14 protein-coding genes are annotated in these 21639 nt (G+C 63.6%); 3 read left to right on the forward strand and 11 right to left on the reverse strand.

Annotated features, from left to right (window positions below; all coding sequences use genetic code 11):
* Positions 1-68: 68 nt before the first annotated feature.
* The 9 genes from IB279_RS23385 to IB279_RS23425 form a co-directional block, all read right to left on the reverse strand.
* Positions 69-2453 carry an aldehyde dehydrogenase family protein gene (locus tag IB279_RS23385; protein WP_113188853.1) on the reverse strand — a complete coding sequence of 795 codons (2385 nt, stop codon included), beginning with the start codon at positions 2451-2453 and terminating at the stop codon, positions 69-71.
* Between the two features lie 5 nt (positions 2454-2458).
* The gene (deoC, locus tag IB279_RS23390; protein WP_060530293.1) at positions 2459-3472 is read right to left on the reverse strand and encodes a deoxyribose-phosphate aldolase; all 1014 of its coding nucleotides are present in this window, start codon (positions 3470-3472) and stop codon (positions 2459-2461) included.
* A gap of 173 nt (positions 3473-3645) precedes the next feature.
* A complete protein-coding gene (locus IB279_RS23395; protein ID WP_034799429.1) occupies positions 3646-4377 on the reverse strand; it encodes a DeoR family transcriptional regulator in 732 nt (243 codons plus the stop codon).
* 222 nt (positions 4378-4599) lie between these two features.
* Positions 4600-6402 carry an aminopeptidase P family protein gene (locus IB279_RS23400; RefSeq protein WP_113188855.1) on the reverse strand — a complete coding sequence of 601 codons (1803 nt, stop codon included), beginning with the start codon at positions 6400-6402 and terminating at the stop codon, positions 4600-4602.
* A 10-nt stretch (positions 6403-6412) separates the two neighbouring features.
* Positions 6413-7435 (reverse strand): oligopeptide/dipeptide ABC transporter ATP-binding protein, encoded by a 1023-nt coding sequence (locus IB279_RS23405; protein WP_113188856.1) that lies wholly within the window; start codon positions 7433-7435, stop codon positions 6413-6415.
* Positions 7436-7437: 2 nt separating this feature from the next.
* On the reverse strand, positions 7438-8451 hold the full coding sequence (locus IB279_RS23410; RefSeq protein ID WP_060530290.1) for an ABC transporter ATP-binding protein: 1014 nt from the start codon (positions 8449-8451) through the stop codon (positions 7438-7440).
* Between the two features lies 1 nt (position 8452).
* Entirely contained in the window at positions 8453-9322 is an 870-nt protein-coding gene (locus tag IB279_RS23415) for an ABC transporter permease (RefSeq protein WP_113188857.1), read from the reverse strand.
* Positions 9319-10260, reverse strand: a complete 942-nt coding sequence (locus IB279_RS23420; RefSeq protein ID WP_060601471.1) for an ABC transporter permease — start codon at positions 10258-10260, stop codon at positions 9319-9321. The genes IB279_RS23415 and IB279_RS23420 overlap by 4 nt, the downstream gene beginning before the upstream one ends.
* 63 nt (positions 10261-10323) lie before the next feature.
* Entirely contained in the window at positions 10324-11901 is a 1578-nt protein-coding gene (locus tag IB279_RS23425; RefSeq protein ID WP_060586177.1) for an ABC transporter substrate-binding protein, read from the reverse strand.
* Between the two features lie 227 nt (positions 11902-12128).
* Between IB279_RS23425 and IB279_RS23430 the strand changes: the two genes are divergently transcribed.
* Positions 12129-12749 carry a helix-turn-helix domain-containing protein gene (locus IB279_RS23430; protein WP_082566307.1) on the forward strand — a complete coding sequence of 207 codons (621 nt, stop codon included), beginning with the start codon at positions 12129-12131 and terminating at the stop codon, positions 12747-12749.
* A 71-nt stretch (positions 12750-12820) separates the two neighbouring features.
* Here IB279_RS23430 and IB279_RS23435 read toward each other — a convergent pair whose 3' ends face one another.
* Positions 12821-13852 carry a proline racemase family protein gene (locus IB279_RS23435; RefSeq protein ID WP_060586175.1) on the reverse strand — a complete coding sequence of 344 codons (1032 nt, stop codon included), beginning with the start codon at positions 13850-13852 and terminating at the stop codon, positions 12821-12823.
* Between the two features lie 293 nt (positions 13853-14145).
* Complete coding sequence (locus tag IB279_RS23440) at positions 14146-15045, reverse strand: GNAT family N-acetyltransferase (RefSeq protein WP_113188049.1); 900 nt, start codon at positions 15043-15045, stop codon at positions 14146-14148.
* 252 nt (positions 15046-15297) lie between these two features.
* Between IB279_RS23440 and IB279_RS23445 the strand changes: the two genes are divergently transcribed.
* Entirely contained in the window at positions 15298-15963 is a 666-nt protein-coding gene (locus tag IB279_RS23445) for a GntR family transcriptional regulator (RefSeq protein ID WP_051659493.1), read from the forward strand.
* 218 nt (positions 15964-16181) lie between these two features.
* On the forward strand, positions 16182-21632 hold the full coding sequence (locus tag IB279_RS23450) for an alpha-2-macroglobulin family protein (protein WP_060521826.1): 5451 nt from the start codon (positions 16182-16184) through the stop codon (positions 21630-21632).
* The last annotated feature ends 7 nt before the right edge of the window (positions 21633-21639 follow it).

Consider the following 21639-nt stretch of genomic DNA (forward strand, 5'->3'; position numbering starts at 1 on the left):
CGTCTCCCTACTGTTCACTTGTCCCACAGCGCGGGCCGGCTCCCCCCGCCCCGCGCGTGGTGGCTCTCCTACTCGCCGTAGGGGATCCAGATGTTCTTGACGTCCGTCGCGCGGCGCAGATAGGCCGGGCCTTCTGCCGCCTCGCGATCGAGCCAGTTCGTCGCCTTTCCGTAGTCGACAAAGGTGCGCTTCAGGTTGCCGACCGAGAGCCTCTCCACGAGGGTCGAAAGTTCCGCCGAGCCGAAAGCCCAGAGCGCATCCACGTCGTTGTGGCTTGCGAGCGTCTTTGCCAGTTCGATCGTCGAACCGGTGACGATGTTGACGACACCGGCCGGGACGTCTGATGTTTCGAGCACCGTATAGAAATCGGTGGCCGCCAGCGGATGCTGTTCGCTCGGCACCACGACGACACGGTTGCCGGTGGCGATCAGCGGCGCGACCAGACTGATCATGCCAAGCAGCGGCGCTTCCGGCGGGCAAACGACGCCGACGACACCGATCGCCTCGGGGATCGCAAGTGCTACGCCGCGAAGCGGCGGCTGGTGGATCGCGCCTTCGTACTTGTCGGCCCAGGCGCCATAGGTGAAGAGGCGTGCGATCGAGGCTTCGACTTCCGCCTTGGCGTTGGCCGCAGACGCGCCGGTCATGTCGGCGATCCGATCGGCGAATTCGCCCGCACGGCCACTCAGGTTTTCGGCGATGTAGTAGAGGATTTGCGCGCGGTTGTGCGTCGTTGCCGACGACCAGCCGGATGCGGCTTGCGCTGCGACGACTGCGTTGCGGATGTCCTTGCGGTTGCCCTCGCCGACCTCGCCAAGCACCTTGCCCTTGGGCGAGAGCACGTTGCGGTTATAGTTGCCATCCGGCCGTGCCTGCTTGCCGCCGATGAAAAGCTTGGCGGTACGGTCGACGTCAGGCATGGCGAAATCGCCAGCCACGGGCTTCAATGCCGGTTCGACGGCGGCGGGACGCGGCTTGCGGCCGGCCCAAGCCTTCGGCTTCAGATATTCGTAGCAGCCCTCGCGACCACCCTCGCGGCCGAAGCCGGATTCGCGCTTGCCGCCGAAACCGGCAGACGCATCGAAGAGGTTAGTCGCATTGACCCAAACCACACCGGCGGCGAGCTTGGCCGCGACATGCAATGCCAGGCCGATGGTCTCGCTCCAGACGCTGGCGGCAAGGCCGTAGCGCGTATGGTTGGCAAGCTGGATCGCCTCTTCCGGGGTGCGGAAGGTCATGGAGACGGCGACGGGGCCGAAAATCTCTTCCGTCGCAACGATCGAGGTCGGCTGCACGCCGGTGAGCAGGGTCGGCGGATAGAAGCTGCCGCCCTGCGGCAGTTCGATCTTCGGCTGATGCAGCGCTGCTCCTTCGGAGACGCCCTTGGCGACTAGGTCTTCGATCCGCTGCAACTGCACCGGCGCGACGATCGCTGCCATGTCGATCGCCTTGTCGAGCGGATGGCCGACGCGCAGCGTCTGCATGCGGCGCTTCAGGCGCTCGTAGAACAGCGGTGCCACGCCTTCCTGCACGAGGATGCGCGAGCCGGCGCAGCAGACCTGGCCCTGGTTGAACCAGATGGCGTCAACCACGCCTTCGACGGCGCCGTCGATATCAGCGTCGTCAAAGACGATGAAGGGTGACTTGCCGCCGAGTTCGAGCGTCACCGACTTGCCGGTGCCGGCGGTGCGCTCACGGATGAGGCGGCCGACTTCGGTCGAGCCGGTAAAAGCGATCTTGTCGATGTCCGCATGCTCGACAATCAGCGCGCCGGTTTCACCTTCGCCGGTAACGACGTTGAGCACGCCGGCCGGAAGACCTGCTGCAGCGGCCAGTTCGGCAAAGAGCAGCGCCGTCAGCGGCGTGAATTCCGCCGGTTTCAGGATCACCGTGTTACCGAGCGCCAGAGCGGGCGCGACCTTCCAGGCGAGCATCAGGAACGGGAAGTTCCAGGGAATGATCTGGCCGACGGCGCCGACCGGAACCTGATCGGCAAATTCGGTTTCCTGCAGCTGCGCCCAGCCGGCATGGTGATAGAAGTGGCGGGCGGCCAGCGGCACGTCGATGTCGCGGGTTTCGCGGATCGGCTTGCCGTTGTCGATCGCCTCGACCACGGCGATCAGGCGCGCATGGCGCTGGATCACGCGGGCGAGCGCATAGAGATGGCGGGCGCGGGCATGGCCCGGCAGCTTCGCCCAGGCGGCTTGCGCCTTGCGGGCAGCGGCGACGGCATCGTCAACATCCTTGGCACCGCCGAGCGCGATCTTTGCGAGCAGCTTGCCGGTTGCCGGCTCGTTCGTCTCGAAGGTCTTGCCGGACGCGGAGGCGACGAAGGCGCCGTTGATGAAGTGGCCGAATTCGCCCTTGTGGCGCGCCAGCCACTGGCGGGCTTCCGTGTCGGCTTCCGGTGCTGGACCATAGGACATTTCGTCAAAATACCTTGCGACAGTCATCGGGATCATCCAATCGGGTGACGGTTGAGGGCCGAGTAGGCGCCGGTAACGTGGTGTTCGAGCTGGCGCTCGATATCAGCAAGCAGGCTCGATGCGCCGATGCGGAAGAGATCCGGCTCGAGCCATTCGCGCCCGAGCTCGTCCTTCATCAGGAACTGGTAGTTCAGGATGTCCTTTGCCGCAGAAATGCCGCCCGCCGGCTTGTAGCCGACCTTGAGGCCGGTCTGCTCCTGATAGGCCCTAATCATGCGCAGCATGATGAGCGTCACCAGCAGCGTGGCGTTGACGCCTTCCTTGCCAGTCGAGGTCTTGATGAAATCGGCGCCAGCCATCATGCAGACGAGCGAAGCGCGCGCGACGTTGCGCAGCGTCTTCAGGTCGCCGGTCGCAAGAATAGCCTTCACATGAGCGTCACCGCAGGCGGCACGGAAATCGCGCATCTCATCATAGAGTGCCTGCCAGTTGCCCGTCAGCACATGCTCGCGGGTGATGACGATATCGATTTCCTTGGCGCCATCGGCGACAGAGGCTTCGATCTCGCGCAGCTTCACGTCATGCGGGATCAGGCCGGCAGGAAAACCGGTGGAGACGGCTGCCACCGGGATACCGGAACCTTCGAGCGCCTCGACGGCGGTGGAAACGAAACGATGATAGACGCACACGGCACCGGTCGTGATACCGCGACTGCCCATGCCGATCGCATCGAGCAGATCCTGGCGCACCGGCTGGCGGGCTTTGGCGCAGAGGCGCTTGACGCGCTCGGTGGTATCGTCGCCGTTGAGGGTCGTCAGATCGATGCAGGTAACCGCCTTCAAAAGCCAGGCGGCCTGCGCGTCCTTCTTGACCGTCCGGCGGCCGGGAAGCGTCGCAACACGGCGCTCAGCGGCAGACAGGTTGACGCGCTGGTCCAGCACCCAGCCAAGATCGAGATCGATGCCGTTGTTGCGCGGCCAGTTATGGCCCGCCGCCGGCGAATGCGCGGCCTTCGGCGCGCCAGTTTTCACAGCAAGGTCTTCCAAGCGATGGCTCCTTGAACTCCCTGTCACGACCAGCCGCACTCGAGCACAGCCGCCGAGAACTCATTTTTGTTATTTTTCTATCGAATTTTTGTGACTATTCCATCAAGAACAGAGAGTGTCAAGCGAGACACCGCCGTTTTGACGATTTCGTAATATTTTTGCGGATGCCGCCTTCACAGGCCCGGCAGCTGCGTTTCACCCTCTTCGGTGATGATAGAGCGAAAAACGCCGATTGGCGCGAAAAAAGCCGGCTTCAGCTTGCCAATCTTGCTGAGGTCGACGACCAGATGGCTCTCGCGCGCCAGCGAGATGACCTTCTGCTTCACCGACACCTCGTGGAAATGCACGCAGGTCGCACCACGCGCCGGATCGATGCCGGCGGCCGACAGGAAGGCGACGTTGATGCCGAGCGAATCGAGAGTCTCCAGACCGGAGTTGCCGGAAAAAGACGCAGACGAAGGGTGATAGACGCCACCAAGCATGACGATCCGGACATTCGGCTTATGGGTCAGCTTCTCCGCCACGTTCAGAGAATAACACACTGCTGTTATTGAATAATTCTCGGGAACGAGGTCGACGAGATATTCGAGTGTGGTGCCGCAATCGATGAAGATCGTCTCGTCCGGGCGGATATGGCGCGCCGCGTGGACACAGGCCTCGCGCTTGGCGGCAGCGTGGCTGTCGGCCTCGCGTGCCAGCTCGTAGGGCGCATCGCCTTCGATCTCCGACGCCGGCACGATATGTCCGCCGAGAAAAGCAAACTGTCCGGGATTGTCGGCAACGTCACGACGGATCGTCATTTCAGAGACGCCGAGCAGGGCCGCGGCGTCGCGCAAGTGCAAGACTCTCCGTCCTGAAAGGGCATCGGCGAGCTGGATGATGCGGGCTGTCTTGCGGCTGACCATAATTTCTTTCGTGTCCGACGAGTTCTGCAGCCGTTCATGGCGTGAACAGGTTTTGTGAAAAATATCACAAACCCTCTCCCCCAAGCAAGAGGAGTCACATTGATTGAAAGCGACCTGATCGCGGCCGGGGAGCCGATCGCCAAAAATGACAACGGCGGACCAACCGGCCCGCCGCTCCACTGTCGTCATATCAATCGGCGTGAAGAAGCGGACGAGGCGCTATCACGCGCTGATCGGCGCCGTTCGGTCCGAAAGCCAGCCCACCGTCTCCGGTTCAAGCAAGCCGTCCAGTTCCTGCGCGACGCGACGGTGATAGGCATCGATCCAGGTTCGCTCGGCCGCCGTCAGCAAGCCGAAATCGGCCAGCCGCAGATCGATCGGCACCAGCGTCAGGCTGCGGAAGCTCAGGAAACCGTCGCCGTCGTCGACCACCTCCACCTGGTTTTCGATGCGGATGCCGTAGGCGCCGGCCTTGTAGTAGCCCGGCTCGATCGTCGTCACCATGCCCGGCTTCAGCTCGATCTCGTTGACGCGGCGATCGAAGCGCTGCGGCTGTTCGTGGACCGAGAGAAAGTGACCGACCCCATGGCCGGTGCCGTGGTCATAATCGAGACCAAGATCCCAGAGCGGGCGGCGGGCAAAAGCGTCGAGCTGGTGGCCGAAGCTTCCCCTGGGGAATTTCAGCGATGCCATGGAGATCAACCCCTTAAGGACGGCCGTGTAGGCCCGCCGGATCTCGTCGCTGACCGGACCGATCGCCGTCGTGCGCGTGGCATCGGTGGTGCCGGTCAGATACTGCCCGCCAGAATCGAGCAGATAGACACCGTCCTTGCGGATCAGCCCGTTGCTCGCCTCGGTGGCTGCGTAGTGACACATGGCGGCATGACCGCCGGCTGCCGAAATCGAGCGGAAGCTCGGCTCGACGAAACTTTCGGCCATCTGGCGATAGGCGAGGATACGCTCTTCCGCTTCCAGTTCGGTCACCGGTTTGCCGCTCGCCTCCCGTTCGGCGGCGTGCCGCTCGAGCCACGCAAAGAAGCGAACCCAGGCGGCGCCGTCCAGACGGTGACAATCGCGGAAGCCCGAGAGCTCGGTCGTGTTCTTGTGCATCTTGGCGAGCGTGATCGGGCTCTTCGCGAGCTGCACGGTGCCGCCTGCGGCGCGTGTGGCATGGGCCGTGGCCGACGGGGCAAATCCGGGATCGATCAGCGCCGTGCGTCCGGCCGCCATCGCCCTGACGCGGTCGAGCAACTTGCCAGGCTCGGCAATGGCAACATCGTCAAGCTCGAAGTCCGAGAGGTCGTTCGGAAGCTTGCGATGATCGACCAGCCATTCCGTTTGCCCGGCGCGGTCGAAGATCAGGAAGGACTGCGGCATCGGGTTGAAGGCGACGTCGCGGCCGCGGACATTGAGGAACCACGCGATATTGTCCGGCTGCGCCTCGATCAAAAGATCGGCCCCCTGCTCCGCCAGCATGGCGGCGATGCGGCGCTTCTTCTCGGCAACGCTTTCGCCGGCATTGGCGACCGGGAAGGCGGTAATCTTGCCGAGCGGTTTTTCCGGCTGGTCGGTCCAGATCGCGTCGACAAGATCCCCGTCGACAGGCGTCCAGACGCCACCCGCCAGCTCGACCGAGCGGCTGCAATCCGCATCCCAGGTGGACGGCAGCAGCATCGCATTGAAGCCGACGCGTTCGCCGTTGCGCAGATTGTTCTTCAGCCAATCCTTGAGCGGTGCGTCATAGAAGTGTTCGATCGCGAAGGTGCCGAGATCCACTTCGTCGCGCACCTGCACCTGATAGCGACCATCGACGAAGATCGAGGCGCGGTCGCGCATGACGATCGCCACGCCGGCCGAGCCAGTGAAGCCGGTGACAAAGGCCAGTCGATGGTCGTGTGGCGCGCAGTATTCGCCCTGATGTTCGTCGAAGCGCGGCACGACGTAGCCGTCGAGCCCCGCTTCCGCAAGTTTGCGCCGCAGCGCGCCGATGCGGCCGGAGATATCCGGCCTTGCTCTCGTATCCATGATGTCTTTCCTATCGAGTGGAGTTTGAGGCGTCGCCGATCGTCTCGGCGAAATGGCAGGCGGTCATGCCCGATCCGACCGGGCGCAACGCCGGCTTTTCGCGGCGGCAGCGTTCGGTCGCGTGCGGGCAGCGCACGTGGAAGGGGCAGCCGGGCGGGATGGCGAGCGGGCTCGGCAGCTCACCCGACAGTGCCGGCGTGCGACGCCTGGCGCCCGGGTCAAGCGACGGTGCGGCAGCAAGCAGTCCCTTGGAATAGGGATGCATCGGGTTCGAAAACAGCGCCTCCGACGGGCCGATTTCGACGATGGCGCCGAGATAGATGACGGCGACGCGGTGCGAGACATGGCGTACGAGGCGAAGGTCGTGGGCAACGAACAGCACCGTCAGGCCCAGCTCGTCCTGAAGCTCGATCAGGAGATTGACGACCTGCGCCTGCACCGAAACGTCGAGCGCGGAAACGAGTTCGTCGGCGACCAGGCAGGTCGGTTCCAGCGACAGCGCGCGCGCAATGCCGATGCGCTGGCGCTGGCCGCCGGAGAACTCGTGCGGGAACTTATCCGCGGCCCCTTCGGGCAGCCGCACCAGATCCAGCAGTTCGTCGACGCGACGGTCGATCGCCGCTCCATCGCGCATGCGATGCACCGTGATCGCCTCTCGCAAGGTATCGCGCACGGTCATGCGCGGGTTGAGCGAGGTATAGGGGTCCTGAAACATCATCTGGACGCGCCGGTTATAGGCGCGCCTCCGTGCCCCCTTGAGGCCGACGACGCTCTCGCCCTCGAACAGGATATCGCCTGATGTCGGCCGGTGCAGGCCGGCGATCAGGCGCGCAAGCGTGGACTTGCCGCAGCCGGATTCGCCGACGATCCCGAGCGTCTCGCCGGGCATCACATCGAGATCGATGCCATTGACCGCCGAGACGACCTGCTGCGGACGGCGGGCGAGCGTGTCGGACAGCGAGCGCCGTTTCTCGAACTGGATCGACAGCGCACGCAGCGAAAGCAAAGGCGTTGTGCTTGCTGAAGTGGGCATAATCATTGCGCCGCCTCCCGCGGTCCGAAATGCGCTTGGGCATCTTCAAGATGATGGCAGGCAACGAGCCGCGACGAACCGATCTCTTCGAGCGCTGGCCGAATGTCAGGACATTCGCGTCCTGCGACCGGACAGCGGGCGCTGAAGGCGCAGCCGCCTGGAAGCGCGTTCAACGCCGGCGGCGCGCCGGGGATCGAATAGAGCGGCGTTCGCGGCGCAACGTCGCGCGGGATCGAGCGCAACAACCCCAGGGAATAGGGATGGCGCGCGTCGGCGATCACATCCGTCGTCGTACCGACTTCGCAAAGCCTGCCGCCATACATGACGGCCACGCGATCGCAGGTCTCGGCGACGACACCCATGTCATGGGTGACGAGGATCACCGCCATGCCGAGATCGCGGCTCAGCGACTGGATGAGCCTGAGGATCTGGTCCTGGATGGTGACATCGAGCGCCGTCGTCGGCTCGTCGGCCAACAGCAGCTTCGGATTGGAGGCAAGCGCAATGGCGATCATCACCCGCTGGCGCATGCCGCCGGAGAACTCGTGCGGGAAATCGTCGAGACGATTGCGGGCGCCGGGGATGCCGACGAGATCGAGCAGTTCGATCGCGCGTGCCTTCCGCGCTTTTGCGTCGAGGTTCGTATGCGCCACGAGGTTTTCCTGGATCTGCAGGCCGACCGTCAGCAGTGGATTGAGCGACGACATCGGCTCCTGGAAGATCATCGCGATCTCGCGGCCGCGGATGCGCCGGAGACGCGCCTCGTCGAGCGGAACGAGGTCGCGGCCGTTCCAGAGGATTTCGCCGGCGACCCGGCCGCGCGGCCGGATGATGCCGAGGATCGAGCGCAGCGTGATGCTCTTGCCCGAGCCGGATTCGCCGACCAGCCCGAGGATCTCGCCCTGCCCCACCTGGAACGAGACGTCGTCCACCGCGACCAGTGGGCGATCTTGCGGGCCGAACTCGGTTCGAAGGTGCCTGACGTCGAGCACGACCGGTTTTTCTGTGCTTTTCATCTCAGCGCCCCTTCGGCCGAAGCAGATCGGCCAGCGCGTCGCCGACGAGGCTGAAGCCGAGCCCGGTCAGAACGATGGCGATGCCGGGCATCAGGCTCATCCACCAGGCCGTCATCAGGAAGTTGCGGCCCTCGGCGATCAAGACGCCCCATTCGGCAGCCGGCGGCTGTGCGCCGACGCCGAGATAGCCGAGCGACGAGCCGAGCAGGATCGCGAGCGCCATATCGGTCATCCAATAGACGAGGATTGGCGAGATCGCGTTCGGCAGCAGATGGCGGAAGATGATGCGGCGATCGGAGTAGCCGAGAACCCGGCCGGCCGCGGCATAGTCGTTGGCCTTCTGCGCCATGATTTCGGCGCGCGTCAGCCGGGCGTAATAGACCCAGTTCACCGCGGTGATCGCCACGTACATGTTGACGAGGCCAGGCCCCAGCACCGCGACGATCGCGATCACCAGCACCAGGAAGGGAAAGGTGATGATCGCGTCGACGCAACGGCCGAAGATCACGTCGGCAATGCCGCCGTAGTAACCGACGAAGGCGCCAACGGTGAGGCCGATCAAAAGCGCGAAGATCGTCGCGAAGAAGGCCATCTGCATGTCGACGCGATAGGCCCAGATGACGCGCGAGAGCACATCGCGGCCGAAATTGTCGGTGCCGAAGGGATGCGCAAGGCTCGGCCCCTGCTGGATCGCCTGGAGGTCGAAGGCAAGCGGGTCGTAAGGAGCAAAGAGCTCGGGGAACACCGCAAGCGCCAGCGACAGGCCGAGAATGGCAATGCCGATCACGAAAGAAGGACGGACGAAGGCGCGTGCCAGAAAGGCGGCCAGCCGTCCCCGCGTCCGCGAATGGGTTTGAGTGAGGACCGTCATGATTGGCGAAGCCTCGGGTCGAGCCAGGATTGCACGACATCCGTCAAGAGGAAGACGACGGAGACGAGCACGGCGAAGGTGAGCGTCAGGCCCTGGATCAGCGGATAGTCGCGGGCAAAGATCGCCTCCAGCATCAGCCGGCCGACACCAGGAATGGCAAAAACCGTCTCGGTCACCAGCGTGCCGCTCATCAGGTTGCCGATCGACAAACCCAGCAGAGTGACCGTCGAAACGAGCGCATTGCGCAACACGTGCCGGGTCATGATGATACGCGGCGACAGGCCCTTGGCCCGCGCGAACTGCACATAGTCGGCGTCGAGCACCTCGATCAGCGAGGCGCGTAGATTGCGCAGGATGATCGCCGACGTATAGAGCGCGACGCTGAGTGCGGGCAGGATCAGGTGATAGAGATTGGCGAAAAAGGTCTTGCCGTAGCCGCCGACCGGAAACCAGCGCAACTGCGCCGCAAGCACGGTGAGCAGCAGGAGCCCGATGTAAAAGACGGGCATGGAAAGACCGACCTGAAAGACGCTGCGGATGGCGACATCGACAGGGCTGTTGACGCGCGCTGCCGCAAGGAAGGCGAGCGGCCCGGCGAGGAACACAGCGAGCACGACCGCATAGAGCGCCAGGAAGATCGTCGTCGGCAACCGGCTGAGAATGACCTCGGTCACCGGGGCCTTCAACATGATCGAGCGGCCGAGATCGCCGGTCAGCGTGTTCTTGACGAAGACGAGGAACTGCACCGGCAACGGCTCATCGAGACCGAGATTGTGCCGGATCTGTTCAAGCTGCGCATCGGTCGCCTTGGCCTCGGCCATGGCGATGGCCGGATCTCCCGGCAAAAGGCGCACGAGCAGGAAGATGAAGATCATCACCAACAGGAACGTCGGGATGATCTGCAGCAGCCGTGCCACGAGATAGGAAAGTGGGGGCATGGTTCCAACCTTCAACGGAGAACCGGGCGGCTTGCCGCCCGGTTTTCGCAGATCGTTCCGCTATCAGTCGGCGCGCCAGGCTTCAGAGAAGTCATTGGCGCCGAGCGGCGTCTGGACGTAGCCTTCGATCGATTTCGAGACGGCGACGGCAAACGGCGTTTCGAACAGGAAGAGCAACGGTGCCTCGGCCGCGTAGATCTCCTGCATGCGCTTGTATTCGTCCTTGCGCTTGGCCGGATCGGTCTCGACGTTGGAGGCCTCGAACAGCGTGTTGAATTCCTGGTTGTTCCAGCCGGTGCCGACGGCCTGACGCTGCTTGTAATAGCCGAGCCAGCCGGTCACCTGCGCCGGGTCGTTGACGTCGTTCGCCCAGCCATACGTATGGATGTCGAAATCGCCGGACCGGTTCTTCTCGCCGCGGGTCGGGTTGTCGACCTGCTCGACCTTGAGGTTGACGCCGAGTGGCGCCCACATCTGCTGAAGTGCGGTAAACAATGTTGCATCGTCGGCGCTGCCGGCAAGCGTGGTGAGCTTAACCTCGAAGCCGCCGCTGAGGCCGGCTTCCGACAGCAACTGCTTGGCCTTTTCCGGATCGTAGGGGTAAAGCGGCGCCGGACCGTAATGCAGCTGCGTCGCAGCCGACATCAGCGAGGTCATCGGCTTGCCGGTATCGAAGGTCACGAGCTTGATCAGCACGCTCTTGTCGGTCGCATAGTTCAGCGCCTGGCGCACCTTGACGTCGGCAAGCGGGTTCTTCGCGCCGTCCTTCTTCGCCTCGCGCGTATTGATCGGCGCGTAGACGATGCGGGTCGAGGGGAAGAGCTCCATCTTCAGGTTCGGATCGGCGCCGAGCTCGCCGACACGGGCAAACGGAATGAACTCGGCGGCGTCGACTTCGCCGGCCTGAAGCTTGAGGATGCGGGTCGCGTCATCTGGAATGACGAGGAATTCCACCCGGTCGAGATAGGGCAGCGGCTTGCCGTCTTCGCCCTGGCGCCAGTAGTTCGGGTTGCGTTCGAAGCTCATGCTCGAGCCCTGCACATGGCTCTTCATGACGAAGGGCCCCGATGTCACCGGACCAGCCGAGAAGAAGGCGCGCGCCTTTTCCTGGTCGGTCGCGCCGGCCGCCTTTTCGAAGGCTGCCTTTGGCATGATGCCGGTGTTGAAAGTTGCAAGGATCGAGATGATCGTCGGGTCGGGATTTTTCAGCGACACAGTGATCTTGTTGCCATCGGCCGTGACCGCGTCGACTGCGCCGAGCAGCCCCGCCCAGGGGCCGAGTTCGGCATTGCGTGCCCGATCCAGCGAGAAGACGACGTCGGCGCCGGTAAGGTCGGAGCCGTCGGAAAACTTGAGGCCGCTTCGAAGCGTCAGGGTGATGGTCTTGCCATCTGCCGAAACCTCGTGAGCCTCGGCGAGACCCGGCACGATCGAACCATCAGGACCGTTGCGGAGCAGCGTTTCGTAGAGACCGTTCACCATCCAGAGATCGGGATTGCGGTCGGCGTAAACGGGATCGATGACGGTCGAGTCGTCGTAGCGGGCGAATGTCATCGCGCCACCGCGTTCGATCGCAAACGCCGAGGTGGCCGCAAGCAGACCCAGCGTCGTGCCGAGCAGAATAGGCAATATAGGTTTCATCTCACTCCTCCTTTTGACCGCAGCCGACATCGATCGCGCGCTGAACACGTTTATTGGATATTGGATCCAATTTTTCTTAGTATTTTTTGCCGCCGACGGATTGCCGCGAAGACGTTCTTGTAGTTCCCCTTTTCAAGAAGGCTGGCATACGATGTGATCGGCTTGCCGAACCAACTTTAGCTGGACTAAAGTACATCGATAGACGTGAGTCAAGCGGAAAGAAAGTCATGCCCCTGAAGATCGAAGAGGCGCCCGGAGCCCATGAAGGCGCCTCCCTCCCCGAAGCCTCGACACCCGCCTCGCTCGGGCAAATGCTCAGAGCCCGCCGCAAGGAAATCGGCAAGACCATGAAGGACGTGGCGCGCGAGGCCGGGCTGACGGAAGGCTTCATCAGCCAGATCGAGCGCGGCATTTCCACCCCGTCGCTAATCTCGCTGTACAACGTCGCCAATGCGCTCGGCACTAGCGTCGACACCTTCCTGTCGCAGCCGCCGCAGCATTCGCATTCGATGGTCTCGCACGCAGGGGAACGCCCCGGCTACAATGTCGAGACCAAGGAGCGCGTCTACGAACTGATCGAACGCGGCTTTCCGGGCGCGGCGCTCAACGGCTGCATCACCCATATGCCGCCGGGCTATGCGTCGGAACTGACCAGCCACGAGGGCGAGGACTTCCTTTACCTGATCGAGGGCGAGATGCTCTACCAGATCGATGGCAAGGACTATCTGCTGAAGGCCGGCGACACGCTGCACTTCCCCGCCTCGCTGCCGCACCGCGCCCGCAATGTCGGCGCGGGACCGGCCCGCGAACTCTGGGTCGGCACCACCCGGATCATCAAGGAAGACTGAACCGGCAGAACAATCCAAAGGCCTGGGCCGAAAGGTACGGGCCGCAACGAGGCGGCCCGCAAAGGCAGACCTTACTGCTTGCGCGGCCAGGTGTCGGCAAGGCGGTAGCCGGCTGGCCACGGATCGGCCGGGTCGAGCATCACCTGGTGCGTGCCGGTGATCCAGGCACGTCCGGAGATCTCAGGCACGATCGCTGGGCGTCCGCCGACCGTCGTTTCGCCGACGATGCGGCAATTGAAGGTCGAGTCGATGATGGAGTGGCCGCTGAAGCGCTGGCCGACCTTCATCAGCCCACGCGCGTGCAGCACCGCCATGCGCGCCGAGCAGCCGGTGCCTGTCGGCGAGCGGTCGAGCTTGGCCGGCTGGATGACCACCGTGTTGCGGCCATGCAGAATGCCGTCCTTTTCTTCGACCGGCATCGTCAGCTGGCAGAAGGAGATATGATCCCATTCCGGATTTTCCGGATGGGTGAAGCCGAGCTGTTCGTTGGCCGCGCGGGTGATCTTGATACCGGTTTCGGCAAGCTCGCGCGCCTCGTCTGGCGTCACCGAGAAACCAAGAGCGCGAGCGTCGGTGATGACGAAGCTGTCGCCGCCATAGGCGGTATCGACCGTCAACGTGCCCAGACCCTCGACTTCAAGCTTGGCGTCGAGCTTGTCGGCAAAGGACGGCACGTTGGTGACGGTGATGCGCTCGGCCTTGCCGTTGCGGCACTCGGCAACGACGTTGACCAGTCCACCGGGCGCTTCCAGCACCATGCGCGTTTCCGGCTCCTGCATCGGTACGATGCCGCTGTCGAGCAGAACGGTGGAGACGCAGATCGAATTCGAACCGGACATCGGCGGCGTATCTTCGGGCTCCATGATGATGAAGCCCATGGTCGCGCGCGGGTCCTTCGGCGGCACAAGCAGATTGATGTGGCGGAAGACGCCACCGCGCGGCTCGTTGAGCACGAAATTGCGCAGCGTCTGGTCTTCGGCGATGAAGCGGCGCTGTTCCCAGAGCGTGTTTCCAGGCGGCGGCGCGACACCGCCGACGATGACGTCGCCGACTTCCCCTTCCGCGTGGCAGGAAACGATATGAACGACCTTGTTGCTGCGCATGCGCTTTCTCCTTCCGTGACGGTGGACGGACGCCACCCGGGCGCGCCCTTCACTTGCGGCCGCTCCCCCATTTCACCGGGTGACGCGATGGCGTCGCCCGTCGACGAAACGACTATTAGAAAAATTGGATCCAATATACAATCTGAAAATACTCATAATCCAAATCCGGCCAGAGAGGCCTGCAAACGTACGCCGTGACAGTCCGCCGACCGGCTTGTCGGCAGCGACGTCGAAATAGCTGCGCTTTGAGTTCGATCAGCGACATGGAAGCGCCTCGAGCACACCTCAAGAGCTCACATGAACCCCGGATTGCGGGGCAGATGGCGCGTCCAGTCGCCATAACCGGGAGACGCCATCAGCAGCATTGGAAACGTGATCCGCATCCCCTGATTGACCGCAAGGCTCAAAGCGCCGTCGCATGCCCCGGGCAAGAAGGCCCAAATCCTCTCAGACGTGCCCGCGGCGGCCAATCGCAACGCGGCCGCGAAGGCATCTTGAACATGGTCGGGCCACAGGACGGCGAGTGGGCCGATGTGCCCGTTGGCGCCGATATAGCCGTATCCGGCAGGATCGCTGCCGGCGTAAAACAGAAACCCTCGGGTTGCCAGATCGCCAAGCAGGTAGCGATGATGCTTGTCCCGCGATACGCCGATGGCGCAGCGATCGACCGTCGCCAGCGTCTCCATGGTCGCTGCATCGGGTTCGATCGGCACGGCGCGCAGGACCGTCTCCGGCAACATCCGCATTGCCTCTCGCCTGGCATCGAAAAAATAGATCGGCGTGCGCGGAAAGAAGCCGTGCCGCATGTAGAGCCCCTGCGACACCCGATTGAAGGTGAAGGTGATCAGCGCCTTGTGGGCTGCGCCTGACTTGCGCGAATGTTCCAGAGTTCGTTCCAGCAGCGAATTTCCGATGCCCCGGCCCTGTTGAGCGGGATCGACGAACAACTGGGCGAGAAACCAGAGATCCCCGCAAGTCCAACTCCAGGCGCATCCGACGATGCCCCCGCCCTCTTCGGCCACCCAGAGGCCGTCCGGATCGTCCCTAAGGCAAAAAAGCTGAAAATTGGGAGGGCTTGTCGCCGCCATCGGGCCGAAGCCGTGCCGAATGGTAAGATCGTTGATGCTTGAGACGACCAGTGCATCGGTCGCAGCCAATTCGTCGGCTCGAGCGGGCCTGTAAACGAGCGGCATTGGTAACACCACGAGAGGTTTCCAAGACAAGGCTGGCTTCGCAGCTCGACCATATCACGCTCTGCCGCTCCGCTTCATCAGAGACCTTTCCTCCGTCAGACGATTTCCGGTTCCGGCGACGAGATCGTCGCGCCTACTTTCCAAAGCTCTGTTGCCCGGCGCCCGGATTGGACCTATGACCGTTGACCAACAGCGCGAAAACGCTTCCGAATTCGCCGTGCCGAGGGGCTTGGCCAGCGGGGTTTGAACAGGATGAAACTCGACGCCGTCGATGTCAGGCAAGCCGCCTCAGCGGCCGATATCGTCTATGAGGCCTTGCGCAAGGCGATCATCGAAGGCGACCTCGCCGAAGGCGAGAACCTGCGCCAGGACCACATCGCCCAGATGTTCAACACCAGCCGCATTCCGGTGCGCGAGGCGCTTTCACGGCTGGAGCAGCATGGGCTGATTACCACCGAGCGCTATAAGGGCGCCGTTGTCGCCGGCCTCTCGATTGAGGAAATCGAGGAGATTTTCGAGTTCCGCGCACTGATCGAGGCGGAGGTCATTCGGCTTGCCGTACCCAGTCTCGACCGCCGTACGCTGGACCTTGCACGCCAGCATTGCGAGGAATTCGAGCAGGAGGAAAATTCCGACCGCTGGGGCGAAATCAACCGCAACTTCCACTACAGCCTCTACGAGGCAGCACGTCGCCCCTATTACCTACAGATCGTTCGCGCCTCTCTCGATCGCATCGACCGTTACCTGCGGGCGCAGCTGACGCTAACCTCGGGCGTTGCGCGCGCGCGCCGCGAACACAAGGCGATCCTGGATGCCTGTGTGGCGCGCGACGCCGAGCGGGCCAGCGCCTTGACGCGCGATCATATCCTCGATGCCGGTCGCTCGCTGACCGTCTTCCTGAGAGAACAACGAGGCTAGCGGCGCGGTTTCTCCCGCGGCTTTGGCCGACCGTCATAATAGTTTGATTTACATATCGTTTTATCGTGTTTCATTCCGGATCGATGTTCGATCCTTCACAGCAGTGCTCCCGCTGAAATTGCGCCGCACGTCGACTGCTCTCCGGTTGACAAGCGGGGCGGAAGCCTGAAAAGTGAAGCCTCTATCGAGACCGGCAGCGTTGGGAGGACTTGATGTCTGTGCGCGCGTTTTTCGGCCTTTCCACCCTCTTCCTGTCGCTTTTGACCGCCGGCATCCCCGCCGTTGCCCAGGAGAGTGGACGGCAGATCGAGATCACTCAGGACGGCGATTATTTCGGTTTCGATCTCAGGACCGAACAGAACGTCTCGCTCGACGAATGCCAGCAGACATGCATCGCGGACCAGGCCTGCCGCGCCTTCACCTACAATCCCAAGGTGAAGTGGTGCTTCCTCAAGTCCGACTATAACCAGCTCAACACCTTCCCCGGCGCCATCGCCGGCAAGGTCGTGCAGCCGCAGGTCACACAAGCCGACATCGGGGCGCCGCCGCGCCTGAAATTCCTGTCGGATCAGTTGCTGCAGGACGCCCGCAACACCAAGGCCAATCTTACCCTTGCCGACGATCAGCAGGGCATGGGCGTCAATACGCTCATCGACATGGCACGCGGCCAGGCCGGCATGGGCAATATCGAAAATGCGCTGAAGGCCTTCCAGGGCGCGTTGGCGATCAATCCTGATGACGCCGAACTCTGGCTGGAGGCGGCGCGAACCGCGAACCGCATCACCAACAATTCAAGCGTATCGATCCAGGCGGCGATCGCCGCGATCAACGGCTACGAGCTGACCCGCACCACCGAGAGCCGGGCGCATGCGCTTGCCGTCATGGCCAAATCGCTGGAAGGCGCCGAGAATTTCCGCGCCGCACTGAACGCCTACAAGGCGAGCCTGGAACTGGTGAAGGCAAAATCGGTCGAGGCAGCCTATCTCGACCTTAAGCAGCGCAAGGGGTTCCGCGTCGTCGAACATACGATCGATTCCGACGCTGCGACGCCGCGCGCCTGCGTGCAGTTCTCCGAGCAGCTTTTGAAGAGCGGCGCCGACTATGCCTCCTTCGTCACCGTCAATGGTGCTGCGCCAAAGGCGCTTGAGGCGAAGGGCGACCAGATCTGCATCGAAGGCCTATCGCATGGCGAGCGCTACAAGCTGACCCTTCGCGCCGGCCTGCCGTCCACCGTCGACGAAATGCTCGAAGCGCCCGTCACCCTCGATATCTATGTCGCGGACCGCGCCCAAATGGTGCGCTTCACCGGCGACAGCTTCGTGCTGCCGTCGACCGCGCGCCGCGGCATCCCGCTCGTTTCCGTCAACACCGACAGCGCCAAGCTGAAACTCTACCGCGTCGGCGATCGCAGCATCGCCCAGGTGCTGCAGAGCTCGCAGTTCCTGACCCAGCTCGACGGCTACAGCGCCCAGCGCATCGAGGATGAGATCGGCGAACTCGTCTGGCAGGGCTCGATCGACATCGAGCGCGACGTCAACAAAGAGGTCGTCACAAGCTTCCCGGTCGACGAGGCACTGCCTCAACGCAAGCCCGGCGTCTACGTCCTCACCGCCGCACCGACCACCGGTATCAGCCAGGAATGGGATGCGCGCGCGACGCAATGGTTCGTCGTTTCCGATATCGGCATCTCCACCTATGCCGGCACAGACGGGCTGAACGTCTTCGTGCGCTCGCTTGCGACTGCCGAGCCGATCGAAGGCGTCGAACTGCAGCTCGTCGCCAAAAACAACGAGATCCTCGGCACGGCGGTGAGCGATGATGACGGCCGCGTGACCTTCACAGCTGGCCTGATCCGCGGCACGGCCGGGCTCACGCCCGCCGTCATCACCGCCAAGAAGGGCGAGGACGACTATGTCTTCCTCGACATGAGCCGCGCCGGCTTCGACCTTTCGGATCGTGGCGTCACCGGGCGCGCGGCTCCTGGCGCCATCGACATTCTCGCCTGGACCGAGCGCGGCATCTATCGTGCCGGCGAAACCGTGCATGCGGCAGCGCTTGCCCGTGACGTTGACGGCATGGCGATCGAGAACCTGCCGCTGACCTTCGTCTTCCTCCGCCCGGATGGTGTCGAATATCGCCGCATGACCAGTGCCGGCGGCAAGCTCGGCGGCCATACGCTCGACCTCGACACCCAGGCAAACGCCATGCGCGGCACCTGGACGATGCAGATCTTCACTGACCCGAAGTCGCCTGCGATCGGCGAGAAGCAGTTCCTGATCGATGACTTCGTGCCGGATCGCACCGAATTCGATCTCACCAGCGACGCCAAGGAAATCGCCGTCGGTGAGACGGCAAGCGTGGCAGTCGACGGGCGCTATCTCTATGGCGCACCGGCTGCCGGCCTCGAACTTGAAGGCGAAGTGACGATCAAGCCGACGCGCGAAAACGCCGCCTTCAAGGGCTATTCCTTCGGTCTTGCCGACGAAGAGGCGAGCGAAGACACGCGCCTGCCGCTCGAAGAGCTTTCGTCGCTCGACGAGGAAGGCAAATCCAGCTTCGACGTCCTCATCGACGAAGTGCCCTCGACCACGCAGCTGCTAAATGCCACCGTGACCGTTCGCATGCGTGAAGCCGGCGGCCGCGCCGTCGAGCGCTCGCTGAAACTGCCGGTGCGCGCCGAGGGCCCGATGCTCGGCATCAAGCCGGAATTCGAGGGTGAGCTCGCCGAAAACTCCGTCGGCAAGTTCCGCGTCATCGCCGTCGATCCGGCCGGCAGCAAGGTCGCCATGCAGGGGCTCCTCTGGAAGCTGATCAGCGTCGAACGGAACTATCACTGGTATCGCGACGGCAGCGCCTGGAAATACGAGCCCGTCGTTACCACCAAACAGGTGGCCAACGGCAGCGTCGACCTGACGGAAGACGGCGGCGATATCTCCGTGCCCGTCGGCTGGGGGCGCTATCGCCTGGAAGTCGAGACGGCCGCGGTCGATGGCCCGACTTCGAGCGTGGAATTCGACGCCGGCTGGTATGTCGCCGCCACCTCGACGGAAACGCCTGACGGCCTGGAAATCGCGCTCGACAAGGAAAAATATGCGGTCGGCGACACGGCCAAGCTGAAGGTCTCGCCGCGTTTTGCCGGCGAACTGCTGGTCACCGTCGGCACAGAGAACCTGATCACGACCGAGACGGTATCGATTGCGGCTGAAGGCGGCGAAGTCGAATTGCCGGTCACCGACGCCTGGGGCGCCGGCGCCTATGTCACCGCCACGCTCTACCGGCCGGGCGATGCCCAGGAAAGCCGCATGCCGATGCGCGCCATCGGCATCAAATGGCTCACCGTCGATCCGGCCGAGCGCAAGCTCGCCGTCACGCTTAACGCGCCCGAAAAGATGGAGCCGCGCCAGCCGCTCGACATCAGCCTCCAGGTCGCCGGTGCCGGTGCCAATGAGGAAGCCTATGTGACGATCGCCGCCGTCGATGTCGGCATTCTCAATCTCACCCGCTACGAGCCGCCGAACCCGGAAGCCTGGTATTTCGGCCAGAGACAGCTCGGCCTTGAAATCCGCGACCTTTACGGTCGCCTGATCGACGGCTCGCTCGGCGCGACCGGAAAACTGCGCACCGGCGGCGATGGCGGCCAGGTCGCGCTCCAGGGCAGCCCGCCCACGGAAAAGCTGGTCGCCTTCTTCGAAGGACCGGTACAGCTCGACGGCGACGGCAAGGCAACCGTCAGCTTCGACATCCCGCAGTTCAACGGAACGGCGCGACTGATGGCCGTTGCCTGGACGAAATCCGGTGTCGGCCACGCCACGCGCGACGTGGTGATCCGCGACCCCGTCGTCGTTACCGCCAGCCTGCCGCGGTTCCTGGCACCCGGAGACCGGTCGGACCTGAGGCTCGATATCGCCAATACCGACGCACCGGCCGGCGATTACCAGATCCATGTGACGACCAGTGGCCAGGCCACCGTCGAGCAACCGGGGACGGGCAGCACGGTCACCCTGGACCAAGGCGGTCGCTCCTCCATCACCTTGCCGGTCGTCGGGCAATATCCCGGCAACGGCGTCGTCACCGTGGCGCTGACCGGCGCCAACGGCCTTTCGCTCGAGCAGTCGCTCGACTTGCTCGTGCGTCCGGCAACCCTGCCGGTGACACAGCGACAAGTGGTTTCGATCGCGCCAGGAAGCAGCCTGACGGTCGACGGGCAGTTGCTCGCCGACAGCATCCTGCAGGGCGCTTCCGTCAACCTCAGCGTCACCCGCTCTGCCGCCTTCGATATGCCGGCACTGCTGATGACCCTCGATCGCTATCCCTATGGCTGCACGGAGCAAACGACCAGCCGCGCGCTGCCGCTGCTCTACCTGAGCGAACTCGCCAAGCAGTCCGGCCTTGCCGATGACGAGGGCGTGACGAAACGGGTGCAGGAGGCGATCTACCGCGTGCTCTCCAACCAGTCCTCGTCGGGCAGCTTCGGTCTTTGGGGCCCGGGCTACGGCGACCTCTGGCTCGATGCCTATGTCACCGACTTCCTGACCCGCGCCCGCGAGCAGAAATATGACGTGCCCGAGGCCGCAATGGTTCAGGCGCTGGAAAACCTGCAGAACGGCGTCAGCTACGACACCAACGCCAAGGATCGCGGCAACGAGATCGCCTATGCGCTCTACGTGCTTGCCCGCAATCGCAAGGCGGCGATCAACGACCTGCGTTATTACGCAAACACGCTGATCAACGATTTCCCGACGCCGCTCGCCAAGGCTCATATCGCCGCAGCGCTTTCGCTGTATGGCGATGCTCAAGGGGCGCAGGACACGTTTGCCAACGCGGCGAACATGTCGACGGGCCTCGTCAATGTCAGCCTGTCGCGCTCCGACTACGGCTCGTCGCTGCGTGACGGCGCGGCGGTGCTGGCGCTTGCGGCCGAAAGCCGACCGGTCCCGCCGATCGTTCCAGAGCTATCGAAAATGGTCGCCCGCGAATGGGAACAGAAGACCTATACCAGCACCCAGGAACAGGCCTGGATGCTGCTTGCCGCCCGCGCCATCCAGAATGGCGACGAGGACATGGCGCTCGACGTCAACGGCGCATCGAAGTCCGGCAGCTATGCCGCCCAGATGACCGGCGACGCGCTCATCACCCACCCGGTGGTGATCCGCAACCAGGGTGCCGATCCGGTTTCGGCCGTGGTCACCACGGTCGCCGCCCCCGCCCAGCCGCTTTCGGCCGGCGGCGACGGCTTCACCATCGAGCGCACCTACTACACGCTCGACGGAGCCGAGGCGAACGTCATGGAAGCGCGGCAGAACGAACGCTACGTCGTCGTGCTGAAAGTCACGGAGGCCAACGACTGGCCGTCGCGCGTGCTGGTCACCGACCTGCTGCCGGCCGGTTTCCAGATCGACAATCCGAGCCTCGTCGACAGTGCCCAGCTCAGCAATTTCGAGTGGCTCGGCGAAATCACCGCGACCCATACGGAGTTCCGTAACGACCGCTTCGTCGCAGCACTCGACCGCAGCATCGGCGCCGGCCGCGAGGTCACGCTGGCCTATGTCGTGCGCGCGGTAACGCCGGGCACCTATGACCATCCGGCCGCAACTGTCGAGGACATGTACCGGCCGCAGCTTTCGGCCCGCACCGCGACCGGGCGCATGGAGGTGCTGGCCGCGCAATAGGCAAGAT

It is taken from the genome of Ensifer sp. ENS06, assembly GCF_014852205.1.
Taxonomy (GTDB): Bacteria; Pseudomonadota; Alphaproteobacteria; order Rhizobiales; family Rhizobiaceae; genus Ensifer; species Ensifer adhaerens.

Bases quoted from the DNA above. Each gene is read 5' to 3' on its own strand.
- IB279_RS23395 (WP_034799429.1), bottom strand. From the start codon at position 4,377: ATGGTCAGCCGCAAGACAGCCCGCATCATCCAGCTCGCCGATGCCCTT.
- IB279_RS23400 (WP_113188855.1), bottom strand. From the start codon at position 6,402: ATGGATACGAGAGCAAGGCCGGATATCTCCGGCCGCATCGGCGCGCTG.
- IB279_RS23435 (WP_060586175.1), bottom strand. From the start codon at position 13,852: ATGCGCAGCAACAAGGTCGTTCATATCGTTTCCTGCCACGCGGAAGGG.
- IB279_RS23420 (WP_060601471.1), bottom strand. From the start codon at position 10,260: ATGCCCCCACTTTCCTATCTCGTGGCACGGCTGCTGCAGATCATCCCG.
- IB279_RS23410 (WP_060530290.1), bottom strand. From the start codon at position 8,451: ATGAAAAGCACAGAAAAACCGGTCGTGCTCGACGTCAGGCACCTTCGA.
- IB279_RS23405 (WP_113188856.1), bottom strand. From the start codon at position 7,435: ATGCCCACTTCAGCAAGCACAACGCCTTTGCTTTCGCTGCGTGCGCTG.
- IB279_RS23385 (WP_113188853.1), bottom strand. From the start codon at position 2,453: ATGACTGTCGCAAGGTATTTTGACGAAATGTCCTATGGTCCAGCACCG.
- IB279_RS23430 (WP_082566307.1), top strand. From the start codon at position 12,129: ATGCCCCTGAAGATCGAAGAGGCGCCCGGAGCCCATGAAGGCGCCTCC.
- IB279_RS23415 (WP_113188857.1), bottom strand. From the start codon at position 9,322: ATGACGGTCCTCACTCAAACCCATTCGCGGACGCGGGGACGGCTGGCC.
- IB279_RS23445 (WP_051659493.1), top strand. From the start codon at position 15,298: ATGAAACTCGACGCCGTCGATGTCAGGCAAGCCGCCTCAGCGGCCGAT.
- IB279_RS23425 (WP_060586177.1), bottom strand. From the start codon at position 11,901: ATGAAACCTATATTGCCTATTCTGCTCGGCACGACGCTGGGTCTGCTT.
- IB279_RS23440 (WP_113188049.1), bottom strand. From the start codon at position 15,045: ATGCCGCTCGTTTACAGGCCCGCTCGAGCCGACGAATTGGCTGCGACC.